This is a genomic window from Pseudonocardia cypriaca, assembly GCF_006717045.1.
Lineage (GTDB): Bacteria > Actinomycetota > Actinomycetes > Mycobacteriales > Pseudonocardiaceae > Pseudonocardia > Pseudonocardia cypriaca.
On the sequence record NZ_VFPH01000001.1, the window covers coordinates 3,183,497 to 3,196,447 of the forward strand.

Below are 12,951 nucleotides of genomic sequence, written 5' to 3' on the forward strand. Positions count from 1 at the left end.
CAGTGACAGTGGGCTGGTGATGACAGCAGCAGGTGTGGCTCTTCGCCTGACTGGCGTGATGCCCTTGATCCGACTTGTCCGCCTGTTGCTGTCGGCACCGGCCCGGCCGGAGTAGCTGGCTTGATCAGGAGCATGACCGCCAGTAGCCGCTGGCGTGTCCCGTCACAGTCCTGCCGACTCCGATCCGGACCGGACCTCACGTCCCTCCAGGTCAGGAGAACGCGTTGTCCATGCTCGCAGAACTGGTCGAGCTCGTCATCGGGGTCGACACCCACACCGACACCCACACCGCGGCCGTGGTCGCGACCGATACCCGCGCCGTGCTGGCCACCGCCACGGTGAGCGCCGACGAAGACGGATACGCCGAACTCGTCGCGCTGGCCGAGGCCCACGGCGGGCTGCGCGGCTGGGCGATCGAGGGCACCGGCGGCTACGGCGCCGGCCTGGCCCGACACCTCGACCAGCTCGGTGAGCTGGTCGTCGAACTTGACCGGCCGGTCCGCCCCGCCCGCCGAGCCGGGGCAAAGTCTGACCCGATCGACGCCGAACGCGCCGCCCGCGACGCGCTCGCCCGCACACGACTGGCACAGCCCAAGACCGGACCCGAACGGGCCGGCCTGCAGATCCTGCTCACCGCACGCCGGGCCGCGGTCGCCGCGGCCAGCACCGCCCAACGCCAGCTGCGCGCACTGGTGATCACCGCCCCGGAACCGGTCCGGGCCCGGTTCCGCGGCCAGACCACCCGCGACATGCTCACCACCGCCGCGCGGCTGCGACCGGCCACGGCCAGCGCCGACGTGCACACCTTCACCGCCCTGTCCACACTGCGGGCACTCGCCCGCCGGGTCCGCGCCCTGGAAACCGAGGCCAACGAGCACGAACGGGCGATCCGAGCAATCGTGCGCGCGTGGCGACCGGATCTACTCACGCTGTCCGGGGTCGGCCCGATCAACGCCGCGACCGTGCTGACCGCCTGGTCGCATTCCCGGCGGTGCCGCAACGATGCCGCGTTCGCGATGCTCGCCGGCGCCGCCCCGATCCCAGCCTCCTCGGGTAAAACGGTGCGCTATCGGCTCAACCGCTCCGGCAACCGCCAACTCAACCGGGCCCTGCACAACATCGCGCTGTCCCGGCTGCGCTACGACCCCGACACCCGCGCCTACGCCGACCGTCGCCGAGCCCAGGGCAAGACCGACCGCGACATCAAGCGGTGCCTCAAGCGCTACATCGCCCGCCAGCTCTACCGGCAGCTCGAATCAGGCGCCGCAACGGCTTGACGAACCATAGGAGCGTCGCTGCCGGGCCCCGACTCGCAGTCACACGCCGCCGGAAACGGGGTGCGCGGGCACCCCGTTCCGGGCCGCCTCAGGACTGTTCCTGCGCCCGCCGCCACTCCTCGTACTCCGGGCGCGCGGCGTCCGACAGCGGGTAGTACCGCTGCAGGTCGCCCCCCTCGGCGAGCTTGATCCGGGAGAACTCCTCCCACTCGGCGTGCTCGCCCGCCACCTCGAGCAGCTTCGGAGCCAGCGCGATCGGCACGACAACGGCACCGTCGTCGTCGGCCACGACGATGTCGCCCGGCACCACGACGGTGCCGCCGCATGCGACCGGCACGTTCACCGCGGTCGGGACGATGTTGGTCTGCGTGTGGAAGTTGGGGGTGGTGCCGCGCAGCCACATCCCGATGCCCAGCTGGGACGCGTCACCGAAGTCGCGGATGCAGCCGTCGACGACGATCCCCTTGCCCCCGCGGCCCGCGAAGTAGGTGAGCATCATCTCGCCGAAGATCCCGCTGGTCATGTCCCCGCGGGCGTCGACGACGACGATGTCGCCCGGCTGCGTGTGGTAGAGGACGTGACGGTGCAGCTGCCGCTCCGGCTGGCTGTACTCGTCGACCGGGTAGAGGTCCTCCCGCTTCGGCAGGCACTGCAGGGTGAGCGCCGGACCGGCCACGCGCCTGCCGGGCGTCCGGCACACCGGGCCCGCGATGTGGGCGCTGCGGATGCCGAACTGCTTGAAGAGCTCGCTGCTGGCCGTCGCACTCCCGATGCGCTCCAACCCGGCCACGAGCTCGGGGTCGGGACGAACGATGTCGGGTGTCTCCACCATGTGGTCTTCTCGCCTCCTGCGCTGCAGCGGCCTGCCGCGGCGCGTCCACCACCGGTCCGGGGGCCGGTGGCCGTCCCGGCCGCGGGTGCCCGCCGGACGATCTCCGTGTGGTCCGACCTTCGCCGGACCACGTCCCGCCCGTCAATGGGCGGCGCCACGAGGACCATTCGACAACCGAATGCCTGTATCCGCCCCGCCGGGTTGAAGGCCTCGCAGCGCCCGTCAGCCCGGGTGCGTGGGATCGACCCACGGCACGTGCTCGGGCTCCGCGGCACCCTCGATGTCGAGGTTCACCACGATCGGTTCCTGCCCGCTGCGCGTGAGCACACATTCGAGCGGCTCGTCGTCGAGGGCGTTGATCTCCTGGTGCGGCACGAACGGCGGCACGTAGATGAACCCGCCCGGCCCCGCCTCCGCGGTGAACTCCAGCCGCTCGCCCCACCGCATCCGCGCCCGTCCGCGCACCACGTAGATCACGCTCTCCAGCTCGCCGTGGTGGTGGGCACCGGTGCGCGCGCCCGGGTGGATCGTGACCGTGCCGGCCCACAACTTCTGCGCACCCGCCCGCGCCGCGGTGATGGCGGCGGCCCGGTGCATCCCGGGCGTCTGCGGGGTGTTGGTGTCGAGCGCGTCGCCCGGGATGACCCGGACCCCCTCCGCTCGCCAGTCCCGGCCGGGTGAAGGCGTGCTCATGCCCCGAGACTAGTGGCGCCCGCTCAGCCGGCCATGTCGGTGAGATCGGCGAAGACATCCTCCGTGGTGACCGTCCAGTCGTCGATCCCGTCGCCGAGCAGGGCGACCAGGACGACGGCGCCGTCGTCCCACCGCGTGAGACTCACCGGGAAGACCGACCGGAACAGCGCGATCGCCGCGCTGTTCTCACGCAGCACGCGGGCGGCCAACCGCCGCACCCCGACGGCTCGCGCCCGCGCGGCCACGGCGTTCACGAGCAGTCGCCCCACTCCGCGCCGGTGCCATGCGTCCACCGTGGAGACAGCGATCTCCGCCTCGCCGGAGTTGCCACGATCCCGCGCCATGCGGGCGATCCCCACCGGCGTGCCGTCGTCGGCCTCCGCCACCAGGGCTATCCGGTCGCGGCCGTCGACGTCCAGCAATGCGCGGCGCATGTCTGCGCTCAACGCGGGAAGGGGGACGTGGAACCGCAGGTAGCGGCTCTGCGGCGAGAGCCCCGCCATGAGCGCGTCGAGCAGATCGCCCTCGTCGCCGCGCAGGTCGCGCACGACGACCCGCCCCCCGACTGTCGCGTGGTGCCGAGCCATCGTGTCCTCCTGCTGCCTGCGTTCGCGATGCAGCAGACAGTGGGACGCGAGGCATCGGCAGAGCTTCGACGCCAGTGAAACGGCCTGGTCGTGACCTCACACGGCGGTGGCGAGGGTGAGGGCCATCCGCTCGTCACGGTCGGCCCAGCTGCCGACGACGCGGAAGCCGGCCTCCCCCAGCATGTTGCGCACCCCGGACGGCCGGAACTTCGCCGACACCTCCGTGCACATCTCCTCCCCCGCCGCGAACTGGACGGTGAGATCCAGCTCGGCCACGGTGACCGTCATCGCCCGCCGTGCGACCAGGTGCATCTCGATCCACTCGTTCCCGGCGTCCCACACGGCTTCGTGGTCGAACGCGTCGACGTCGAAGTCGGCACCCAGCTCGCGGTTGAGCACGTGGAGCACGTTGCGGTTGAACTCGGCGGTGACGCCGGCCGCGTCGTCGTAGGCGGGCACGAGCACCGCCGGGTCGACGACGAGCCCGGTGCCGAGCAGGAACTGCTCCCCCGGCCGCAGCGCCGTCCGGAGCGCGCGAAGGAACGCCGCGCGCTCCGGCGGGAGCAGGTTGCCGATCGTGCCGCCGAGGAACGCGACCATCCGGTGCCCTTCGGACGGCAGCCGGTCGAGGTGGGCGGTGAAGTCGCCGACCACACCGTGCAGCTCCAGCCCCGGGTAGTCGGCCGCCAGCGCTGCCATCGCCTCCCGCAACGCGGACTCGCTCACGTCCTGCGGCACGTAGCGGCGCAGCGACTCCGCGCGGCGGAACGCGTCGAGCAGCAGGCGGGTCTTCGCCGACGACCCCGACCCGAGCTCGACGATCGTGTCGGCACCCGAGGTGATCGCGATGGCGTCGGCGGTGCGCTCCAGCAGGGCGCGCTCCGTGCGGGTGGGGAAGTACTCGGGCAGCTCGGTGATCTGCTCGAAGAGGACGCTGCCGCGCGCGTCGTAGAACCACTTGGGCGGCAGGTACTTCGGAGCGGCCGTGAGGCCCGCCCGCGCGTCGGCGCGGAGGGCGGCATCGGCGTCGGCGCCGGTGAGGTGGATGTCGAGCAGGGCGGTCATCGAACTCCCTGGGTCGTGGGCAGCGCGGGTGCGGCGGCCAACGGGACGCATCGGTGGATGCCGGGCGCGGCCGTGACGAGGTGCCGGTCGGGCACCGGACGCCAGCCCGGATCGGGGTCGAGTGGTTCGGAGACGACGAGCACGCTGTGCTCGTCGGTGCGGATGCAGAGGGCGTGGTCCCAGGCCGTGGCCCAGATCCCGGTGCCGTCGGTGAGCAGCAGGTTGAGCCGGGACCCGGGGGCCGCGGCGGCCACCTCGGTGACGACGCCCGCCAGGGCGTCGCCCGGGTCGTCACCTGCCCGCAGGCGGTGGCGCACCAGTGCCCACAGCAGCGCCGCGTCGGTGGGCGCGTCGAGGGTGAGCAGGTCGGTGACGGGCAGCGCGGCAGCGAGGGCCGCCACCGAGTGCGGCCAGCCGCGGACAACACCGTTGTGGCTGAACAGCCACCGCCCCTCCGCGAACGGCGCCGCGGCGGTCTCGACGATCGGCATACCGACCGTGGCGGACCGGGCGGCGGCCAGCATCCCGCCCGAGCGGGTGGCCGCCGCGACCGAGGCGAACGAGGTGTCGGTCCACATCGGCTGCGTGCTGCGGTAACGCGCGGCCGGCCCGCCCGGCTCCGGGTACCAACCGGCGCCGAACCCGTCGGCGTTGACCGTGCCCCCGCCCCGCATGTCGGCGGGCGCGTAGCTCTGGTGCAGCAGCGAGTGGACGGGCTCCAGCACCAGCGAGGCCAGCGTGACCGGGGGGCCGACGTAAGCCAGGTGTCGGCACATCCGTCAGGCCGACCCGTCCTCGGGGCGAGGATCCCTTGCGCACCGGAACCCCGCGAAGATCTGCCGGCGGATCGGGTGGTCCCAGTTGCGGAACGTGGCCCGGATCGCCGCGGGCGCCGTGCCGAACGAGCCACCGCGCAGCACGCGGTAGTCGCCGCCGAAGAACACCTGCGAGTACTCCGGGTACGGGAACACCTCGAAGCCCGGGTACGGGTGCCAGCCCGAGCTCGTCCACTCCCAGACGTCGCCGATCAGCTGCTGCACCCCCAGCGGCGACGCCCCGAGCGGGTGGGCACCCGCCGCGGCGGGCTGCAGGTGGCGCTGGCCGAGGTTGGCGTGGGCGGGCGTGGGGTCCTCGTCGCCCCACGGGTAACGCCGCGAGCGCCCGGTGGTCGGGTCGTGCCGGGCGGCCTTCTCCCACTCCGCCTCGGTGGGCAGCCGCTTGCCCACCCAGCGCGCGTAGGCCTCGGCCTCGTGGAAGCAGACGTGCACCACCGGCTCGTCGGCGCGCAGCGGCTCCACCACCCCGAACCGGCGCCGGTACCAGGTGCCGGAGGCGTCGCGCTGCCAGAACTGGGGCGCGACGAGCCCCGCCGACACCCGGTGGGCCCAGCCCTCGTCGCTCCACCACCGCGGGTCGTCGTAGCCACCGGCGTCGACGAACGCGGCGTACTCGGCGTTGGTGACCGCGGCGGTGTCGATCACGAACGCAGGCACGTCGACGACGTGCGCGGGCCGCTCGTTGTCGAGCGCCCAGGGTTCGGTGGACGTGCCCATCGTGAACGGCCCGCCCGGCACCAGCACCTCGCGCGCCGCCGGGGGCCGCCCCGCCGGTGGTGCCGGCGCCTGCAGCACGGGCGCGCCGGCACGCAGCTGGTGGGTGGCGAGCATCGTCTCGTCGTGCTGCTGCTCGTGCTGCACGATCATCCCGAACGCGAACCCGTGCTCCACAAGCCTGCGACCGGTGAGCGGGGTGCGCTCCAGCGCGTCGAGCGCCTTGTCGCGGACCTCGGCGACGTAGGTGCGGGTCTCGGCGGGGGTGAGCAGCGGCAGTGCGACGCGGCTCGAGCGGCTGTGCTGGAACGCGTCGTAGAGCCCGTCGATCTCCGGGCGCAGCGGCTCGCGCCCGCCGACGTCACGCACCAGCCACAGCTCCTCCTGGCTGCCGATGTGGGCGAGGTCCCAGACCAGCGGGGACATCAGCGGCGAGTGCTGGGCGACCAGGTCGGCCTCGTCGACGGCCTCGGTGAGGGCGGTGCTGCGGGCCCGGGACTCGGCGAGCAGGCCGGCCACGCGGCTGCGCAGCTCCTCGCCGGTGGTTGCGGTATCGGGGGTGGTCATGAGATCGCTCCCTCCGGGACGTCCGGATCGTCGGCGGGACATCGCCCGCGGAGTACTTGTTGCTCGTGCATGGCGATGAGGTCGTCGACCACCCACTGCGGGGCGCCGACAGCCGGCAGGCGGCCGATCGCCAGCTCGAACACGCGCGCGGCGGCGCGGGCGAGCACGCGGTCGGCCAGACCGTGGCGGGCCCCCGACGTCCAGCGTCCGGCGGCGGGTGCGCAGGCCGCGCGCACCTGGTCGATCGTGGCGGTGTCGGACAGCAACGCCACCAACACCGCGACCGGAAGCGCCCAACGCCGCCCCGGCTGGGCGTCGACGTAGCGCACCTCGAGGTGGCCGTGCGGGCGGACCGGCGGGAACAGCGTGGTGATGTGGTAGTCGAGATCGGCCGTGGTGGGCGGCTCCGGCAAGGCGCCGCGCACCCAGTCGGCGAACGTGATGCCGCGCGGCACCAGCCACGGGCCCGGCCTGCGCACGGCCAGCAGCGGCGTGTCGAGCACCCGGCGGGCCCACCCCGCCGTCGGGTCGGCGCCGCTCGTGTCGCCCGAGGGCGGTGGCGCGGTGCGGGCCGGGTCGGCGTTCTGCCAGCACGCCCAGCGGGACGACTTCCAGCCGGTGCGCCTGCCGTGCAGCGTGGGCGAGTTGGCGAACGCGGCGAGGAGCACCGGACCCAGCGCGTGCAGCACGGCCCATCGGGTGCCGACGTCGTGGGCCTCGCCGGCGTCGACGCACACCTGCACGGCAGCGGTGGAGCACATCGCGCTGCGACCGGACGGGCCCCGGCGGTCGAACGACTCCTCCATCGCCTGGTAGCGCGGCAGCTGCAGGATGCGACGGGGCGAGCGGATCGCGTCGGTGGCGCGGGACATCGGATGGAGCCCGACGGCGGCGAGGCGCTCGTGCAGCGTGGCCGTGTCGGCGCTGACGGCCTGCAGGAGGGCGGCGAGGTCAGGGCTCGGCGGGCTGGCCAGTTCGATCTGGCCGCCGGGTTCGACCGTGACGGTGGAACCGGAGGGAAGCGCTTCTGCGGGGGACGAGGGGGACAGGCTGGACGGGGCGTGCGGGCCGAGTGCCGCGGCGAGTGCAGCGGCGTCCAGCGCCGACCGCGGCTCGGGCGGGCGGTTCAGCAGCCACTCGAGCTCGACGCCGACGAGCCGCGGCGGACCGTGCTTGAAACACACGGACCCGACGTGGGTCTCCGCGTCGGCGCAGTCGCGCAGCACCGACGGCCCCGCGTCCGGGGCACCCGTTCCCGGTCCCGAGCCCTGTGGCGGGATCGCTACCGTGATGACCTTCTCCGACATGCAAGCGACGCTACCCCCGGACCCCGACGTTTTCGGGTGACGAGAATCTGACGGCTTCGCAAGCCGTACGTACGGCTGGGGATGGCGGTATCGTCGCCCCGGTGCCCAGGGTCAGCACCGACCACCTGGCAGCGCGGCGGCAGCAGATCCTCGACGGCGCCCGCGGCTGCTTCGCCCGCCACGGCTACGAGGGCGCCACCGTCCGCCGGCTGGAGCAGGCCACGGGCCTGTCCCGCGGAGCCATCTTCCACCACTACCGCGACAAGGAAGCGCTGTTCTTCGCCCTCGCCGAGCAGGACGCCGAGCGGATGGCCGACGTGGTGGCCGCGCAGGGCCTCGTGCAGGTGATGCGGGAGCTGCTCTCCTCGCAACAGCCCCTCGACGCCGGATGGGCGGGCTCCTTCCTCGAAGTCGCGCGCCGCGGCCGCACCGACCCCGGCTTCCGAGCCCGCTGGCGCGCCCACGCCGAGGCCCTCACCGCCGCCACCGAGCAGCGCCTCGCCCGCCAGGCCGCCGCCGGCACCCTCCGCGACGACGTCCCGGTGCCCGTGCTGGCCCGCTACCTCGAGTTGGTGCTCGAAGGGCTGGTCTCCCAGCTGGCCATGGGCCTGCCGGCCGACCACCTGGAGCGCGTGCTCGACGTGGTGGAGGGCTCTGTCCGGCGGAGGTGATGCGCCACCGCGCACGCGGCCTGATCTCTTCCGTCGACGCCGCTGGCACGGTCTTCAGTGGCGCCGGGCCCTGTTAAGAACACCCGTCACCAGGCCTTCGGTGGCACCGCACCCTGTCTAGGCCATCTCCCACCAGGCCTTCATCGGCGCCACCCTCGTCCGGGCCGCCTCCCACCGGCCTTGATCGGCGTCACGCCGGTCTAGGTCGACCTCTCACCGGGCCTTCGGTGGCGCCGCGCATCGTGCGGGGCCGCCCCTCACGCCTCAAGGGCGCTGCGCGTCGCTGCCGCGATCGCTTCGCGACCCTTGACCCGCGAGCCTCTACGACCCCTCCGGGCCCGCTTCGCGGGCAGGCCCACGGCCAGCCCCTTCGGCGCGCGGCGCCACCGAAGGCTGATCCCACCCCACGATCAAGGCTTCGCCCCCGTGGAAACGGGCAAACGGCCGGGAGTGTCGGTCGCACACCGACTTCGGTGCTCACACACCGACTGCAGTCGGTGTGCGAGGGCAGAAGTCGGTGTGCGAGAGCAAGCAGACGCCCGAGACCGGCCTCCTGGCGGCGCCGCACGCCGAAAGGGGCAGGCACGGGGCCTGCCCGCGAAGCGGGCCGGAAGAGGCCGCAGAGGCTCCCAGGTCAAGGGGCGCGAAGCGATCGCGCAGCGACGCCGAAGGCGCCCTTGAGCTGTGAGGGGCGGCCCCGCACAATGCGCGGCGCCGCCAGGAGGCCTTGTCGCCCGACCCACTCACGATGCACAGCCCGCGCGGACATCGGAGCCGATCCGGGGACGCTCACCCGACGAGGTGCTCCTCCCGGTGCCGGGCGGTGCACCCCGGGATCCCGCACTCGACACCCTCCCCGTCCGGAACGAGCGCGAACTGCGTCCGGTACAGCTGCGCGTAGCGCCCGTCGAGCGCGAGCAGCTCGTCGTGGGTGCCTCGTTCGACGATCCGGCCCTGCTCGAGCACCGCGATCTGGTCGGCGGCGCGGACCGTGGACAGCCGGTGCGCGATGACGATGGCGGTCCGGCCGTCGAGGGCCTCCGCCAGTGCCTCCTGCACCGCGGCCTCCGACTCGGAGTCGAGGTGGGCGGTGGCCTCGTCGAGGATCACCACGCGGGGCCGGGCGAGCAGGAGGCGGGCGATCGTCAGGCGCTGGCGTTCGCCGCCGGAGAGCCGGTAGCCGCGCTCCCCCACCACCGTGTCGAGACCGTCGGGCAGCGAGTCGAGCAGGTCGCCGAGCCGGGCGCGGTGCAGCGCGTCGACGATCTCGGCGTCGGAGGCGTCCGGGGCGGCGTAGCGCAGGTTGGCGCGGATCGTGTCGTGGAACAGGTGCCCGTCCTGCGTGACGACGCCGACGGCGCCGCGGAGGGAGGCGGAGGTCAGGTCCCGCACATCGATGCCGGACAGCCGCACGGAGCCGGCGTCCACGTCGTAGAGCCGCGGGACCAGCGAGGCGAGCGTCGACTTCCCGGCGCCCGACGAGCCCACGAGCGCCACCAGCCGCCCCGCGCCCACCTCGAGGTCGACGTCGTGCAGCACCTCCTCGCCGCCGCGGGTGTCGAGAACGGCGACCTCCTCGAGGGAGGCGAGCGAGACCTGGTCGGCACTCGGGTAGGCGAAGCGCACCCCGGACATGCGGACGTCGACGGGCCCGTCGGGCAGCGCGACGGCGCCGGGCCGCTCGCTGATCATCGGCTTCAGGTCGAGCACCTCGAAGACCCGCTCGAACGACACGAGCGCCGTCATCACGTCCACGCGGGCGTTCGCGAGCGCGGTCATCGGCGTATAGAGGCGGGTGAGCAGCAGGGCGAGCGTGACGACGGTGCCCGGCTCGATCCGGCCGGTGACGGCCAGCCAGCCGCCGAGCCCGTAGACCAGCGCCTGGGCGAGCGCGGACACCAGCGACAGCGCCGTGACGAACACGCGGGACACCATCGCCGTGCGCACGCCGATGTCCCGCACGCGCTCGGCCCGCTCGCCGAACTCGGCGGCCTCCTCGTCCGGCCGGCCGAACAGCTTCACGAGCGTGGCGCCGGGGGCGGAGAACCGCTCGGTCATCTGGTTGCTCATGCCGGCGTTCAGGTCCGCGGCCTCGCGCCGCAGGTCGGCGAGGCGGCGCCCGAACCGGCGCGCGGGGATCACGAAGATCGGCAGCAGCACCAGCGCGAGCAGGGTGACCTGCCACGCGAGCGAGATCATCACGGCGAGTGCGAGCGCAAGCTGGATGCTGTTGCTCAGCACGGTGGCCAGCGTCGAGGTGATCGCCGACTGGGCCCCGATGACGTCGTTGTTCAGCCGGCTCACCAGCGCGCCGGTGCGGGTGCGCGTGAAGAACGCCACGGGCATGCGCTGCACGTGCTCGAAGACGGCCCGGCGGAGGTCGACGATCACGCTCTCCCCCACACGGGAGGAGTACCAGCGAGAGGCCAGCCCGACGACGGCCTCGACGATCGCCAGAGCCGCGATGCCCGCGGCCAGTCCCAGTACGGTGACGGTCGCGACCGACACCTCGCCGCCCGCGACGATGGCGTTGACCACCCGCCCGGCCAGGACGGGCGTGAGCACACCGACCGTGGCCGAGACGACCGTGAGCAGCAGGTACGCGAGCAGCCGGCTGCGGTGGGGGCGGGCGAACGCCCAGATCCGCGGGATCGTGCCCTTCTTGATCGATTTCGGCGCGTCGGCGCCGCGCACGACCCCGCGCAGCATCCCCATCGGCCGATCCATTCGCGGCCCCCTTCACTTACACCGTTGCAACTCAGGTTCCAACACGCTGAGGACGCTCTCTACTCCCGGGCTCGTACTACGGTCGGCAGACCCGTCTGACAAGGAGTCGGCCATGCCACTCGACCCGCCCGACCGGGCCGCACTCGATGCCACCGCGAAGCGCTACGGTCTCGGCCTCTCCGAGTCCGACGTCGAATCGTTCGGCCCGTTCGTCCACGGGCTGCTGTCGTCGTGGACCGTGGTGGAGGAGCTCTACCGCGAGTCCGCGCCCGTCGCACCCGAACGCGCGTGGCAGCGCCCGGGGGACGCGGACAACCCCTACGGCGCCTGGTACGTCACCACCGAGATCACCGAAGGCGGGCAGGGCCCGCTGGCCGGGCGCACCGTCGCGGTCAAGGACAACACCGCCGTCGCGGGCGTGCCGATGATGAACGGCTCCCCGTACCTGGAGGGCTACGTCCCGCGGCGCGACGCCACCGTCGTCACCCGCCTGCTCGCCGCGGGCGCCACCATCGCTGGCAAGGCGGTCTGCGAGGACCTCTGCTTCTCCGGAGGCTCGCACACCTCCCGCCCCGCCCCGGTCCGCAACCCCTGGGACGAGGGCCGCTCGGCGGGCGGCTCGTCCTCCGGGAGCGCCGCGCTGGTGGCCGGCGGCGTCGTCGACCTCGCCACCGGTGGCGACCAGGGCGGATCGGTCCGCATCCCGGCGGCGTACAGCGGGATCGTCGGGCACAAGCCCACATACGGCCTGGTCCCCTACACCGGCGCGTTCCCGATCGAGCAGACCATCGACCACCTCGGCCCCATGACCCGCACGGTGGCCGACGCGGCGCTCATGCTCTCGGTGATGGCCGGCACTGACGGCCTCGACCCCCGCCAGCCGCGCGACCTCGTGCCCGACGACTACGTCGGCGCCCTCGCCCGCGATGCGCGGGACATGCGGGTCGGTGTGGTCACCGAGGGCTTCGGCCACCCCAACTCCGAGGCCGAGGTCGACGACGCGGTGCGCGCGGGCATCGACGTCCTGCGGGGCGCCGGCCTCACCGCCGAGGAGATCTCGATCCCGTGGCACGCGCACGGCGCCCGCATCTGGGACGTCATCGCCACCGAGGGGGCGATGGTCCAGATGGTCGACGGCAACGGCTACGGCATGAACTGGGAGGGCCTCTACGACCCCGAGGTGATCGAGCACTACGGCCGCAGCTGGCGGGCCGACGGCAGCCGGTTCTCCGAGACCGTGAAGCTCGTGCTGCTGGCGGGCGGCCACGCCGTGGACCGCGGGCACGGCAGCTTCTACGCGATGGCCCGCAACCTCGTGCCGCGGCTGCGCGCGGCCTACAACGAGGCCCTGGCCAGCTACGACGTGCTCGTCATGCCGACCCTGCCGCTGCGCGCCACCGCCCTGCCGGCACCGGACGCGCCGCGCGAGGAGGTGATCCCGCGTGCGCTCGAGATGATCGCCAACACCTGCGTCACCGACGTGACGGGCCACCCGGCGTGCTCCGTGCCCGCCGGGTCTGCGGGCGGGCTCCCGGCCGGCATGATGATCATCGGGCGGCACTTCGCAGACGCCGACGTGCTCCGCGTGGCCCACACGTTCGAGCAAGCGGTCGGTGGCTTCGCGGCGCCGCAGGCGGCGGCCGCCCACACCTGATTCCGACCAACGGCGCGTTCG

At 73.3% G+C, this 12,951-nt stretch carries 11 protein-coding genes; 3 read left to right on the plus strand and 8 right to left on the minus strand.

Features of this window, described 5'->3' with window-relative positions:
* Positions 1-230 precede the first annotated feature (230 nt).
* Positions 231-1,277, plus strand: a complete 1,047-nt coding sequence (locus FB388_RS15160; protein ID WP_211361989.1) for an IS110 family RNA-guided transposase — start codon at positions 231-233, stop codon at positions 1,275-1,277.
* Positions 1,278-1,365: 88 nt separating this feature from the next.
* Here the strand turns inward: FB388_RS15160 and FB388_RS15165 are convergent, their stop codons facing one another.
* The 7 genes from FB388_RS15165 to egtA form a co-directional block, all read right to left on the minus strand.
* Entirely contained in the window at positions 1,366-2,109 is a 744-nt protein-coding gene (locus tag FB388_RS15165) for a ribonuclease activity regulator RraA (RefSeq protein WP_142101432.1), read from the minus strand.
* Positions 2,110-2,331: 222 nt separating this feature from the next.
* Positions 2,332-2,802, minus strand: coding sequence for a cupin domain-containing protein (locus tag FB388_RS15170; RefSeq protein ID WP_142101434.1), 471 nt, complete (start codon positions 2,800-2,802; stop codon positions 2,332-2,334).
* Positions 2,803-2,825: 23 nt separating this feature from the next.
* Positions 2,826-3,389 carry a GNAT family N-acetyltransferase gene (locus FB388_RS15175; RefSeq protein WP_142101435.1) on the minus strand — a complete coding sequence of 188 codons (564 nt, stop codon included), beginning with the start codon at positions 3,387-3,389 and terminating at the stop codon, positions 2,826-2,828.
* Positions 3,390-3,485: 96 nt separating this feature from the next.
* Positions 3,486-4,454 carry an L-histidine N(alpha)-methyltransferase gene (gene egtD / locus FB388_RS15180; protein WP_142101437.1) on the minus strand — a complete coding sequence of 323 codons (969 nt, stop codon included), beginning with the start codon at positions 4,452-4,454 and terminating at the stop codon, positions 3,486-3,488.
* Positions 4,451-5,230, minus strand: coding sequence for an ergothioneine biosynthesis protein EgtC (egtC, locus tag FB388_RS15185; RefSeq protein ID WP_142101440.1), 780 nt, complete (start codon positions 5,228-5,230; stop codon positions 4,451-4,453). Before egtC ends, egtD begins: the two co-directional genes overlap by 4 nt.
* A 3-nt stretch (positions 5,231-5,233) precedes the next feature.
* Positions 5,234-6,571: an ergothioneine biosynthesis protein EgtB gene (egtB, locus tag FB388_RS15190; protein ID WP_142101442.1), complete on the minus strand. Its 1,338-nt coding sequence runs from the start codon at positions 6,569-6,571 to the stop codon at positions 5,234-5,236.
* On the minus strand, positions 6,568-7,878 hold the full coding sequence (gene egtA / locus FB388_RS15195; RefSeq protein WP_142101444.1) for an ergothioneine biosynthesis glutamate--cysteine ligase EgtA: 1,311 nt from the start codon (positions 7,876-7,878) through the stop codon (positions 6,568-6,570). The genes egtB and egtA overlap by 4 nt, the downstream gene beginning before the upstream one ends.
* A gap of 101 nt (positions 7,879-7,979) precedes the next feature.
* Here egtA and FB388_RS15200 point away from each other — a divergent pair, with 101 nt between their 5' ends.
* Positions 7,980-8,549, plus strand: a complete 570-nt coding sequence (locus tag FB388_RS15200) for a TetR/AcrR family transcriptional regulator (protein ID WP_142101446.1) — start codon at positions 7,980-7,982, stop codon at positions 8,547-8,549.
* Between the two features lie 789 nt (positions 8,550-9,338).
* On the opposite strand, the gene FB388_RS15205 is transcribed toward FB388_RS15200, so the two are convergent.
* Positions 9,339-11,276, minus strand: coding sequence for an ABC transporter ATP-binding protein (locus FB388_RS15205; protein ID WP_142101449.1), 1,938 nt, complete (start codon positions 11,274-11,276; stop codon positions 9,339-9,341).
* 112 nt (positions 11,277-11,388) lie between these two features.
* Between FB388_RS15205 and FB388_RS15210 the strand changes: the two genes are divergently transcribed.
* A complete protein-coding gene (locus FB388_RS15210; protein WP_142101451.1) occupies positions 11,389-12,930 on the plus strand; it encodes an amidase in 1,542 nt (513 codons plus the stop codon).
* Positions 12,931-12,951: the final 21 nt, after the last annotated feature.

Excerpts from the sequence above, each read along its gene's own strand:
- FB388_RS15170 (WP_142101434.1), bottom strand. The coding sequence starts at position 2,802 with ATGAGCACGCCTTCACCCGGCCGGGACTGGCGAGCGGAGGGGGTCCGG.
- FB388_RS15210 (WP_142101451.1), top strand. The coding sequence starts at position 11,389 with ATGCCACTCGACCCGCCCGACCGGGCCGCACTCGATGCCACCGCGAAG.
- FB388_RS15205 (WP_142101449.1), bottom strand. The coding sequence starts at position 11,276 with ATGGATCGGCCGATGGGGATGCTGCGCGGGGTCGTGCGCGGCGCCGAC.
- egtC (WP_142101440.1), bottom strand. The coding sequence starts at position 5,230 with ATGTGCCGACACCTGGCTTACGTCGGCCCCCCGGTCACGCTGGCCTCG.
- FB388_RS15165 (WP_142101432.1), bottom strand. The coding sequence starts at position 2,109 with ATGGTGGAGACACCCGACATCGTTCGTCCCGACCCCGAGCTCGTGGCC.
- egtA (WP_142101444.1), bottom strand. The coding sequence starts at position 7,878 with ATGTCGGAGAAGGTCATCACGGTAGCGATCCCGCCACAGGGCTCGGGA.
- FB388_RS15160 (WP_211361989.1), top strand. The coding sequence starts at position 231 with ATGCTCGCAGAACTGGTCGAGCTCGTCATCGGGGTCGACACCCACACC.
- FB388_RS15175 (WP_142101435.1), bottom strand. The coding sequence starts at position 3,389 with ATGGCTCGGCACCACGCGACAGTCGGGGGGCGGGTCGTCGTGCGCGAC.
- egtD (WP_142101437.1), bottom strand. The coding sequence starts at position 4,454 with ATGACCGCCCTGCTCGACATCCACCTCACCGGCGCCGACGCCGATGCC.
- egtB (WP_142101442.1), bottom strand. The coding sequence starts at position 6,571 with ATGACCACCCCCGATACCGCAACCACCGGCGAGGAGCTGCGCAGCCGC.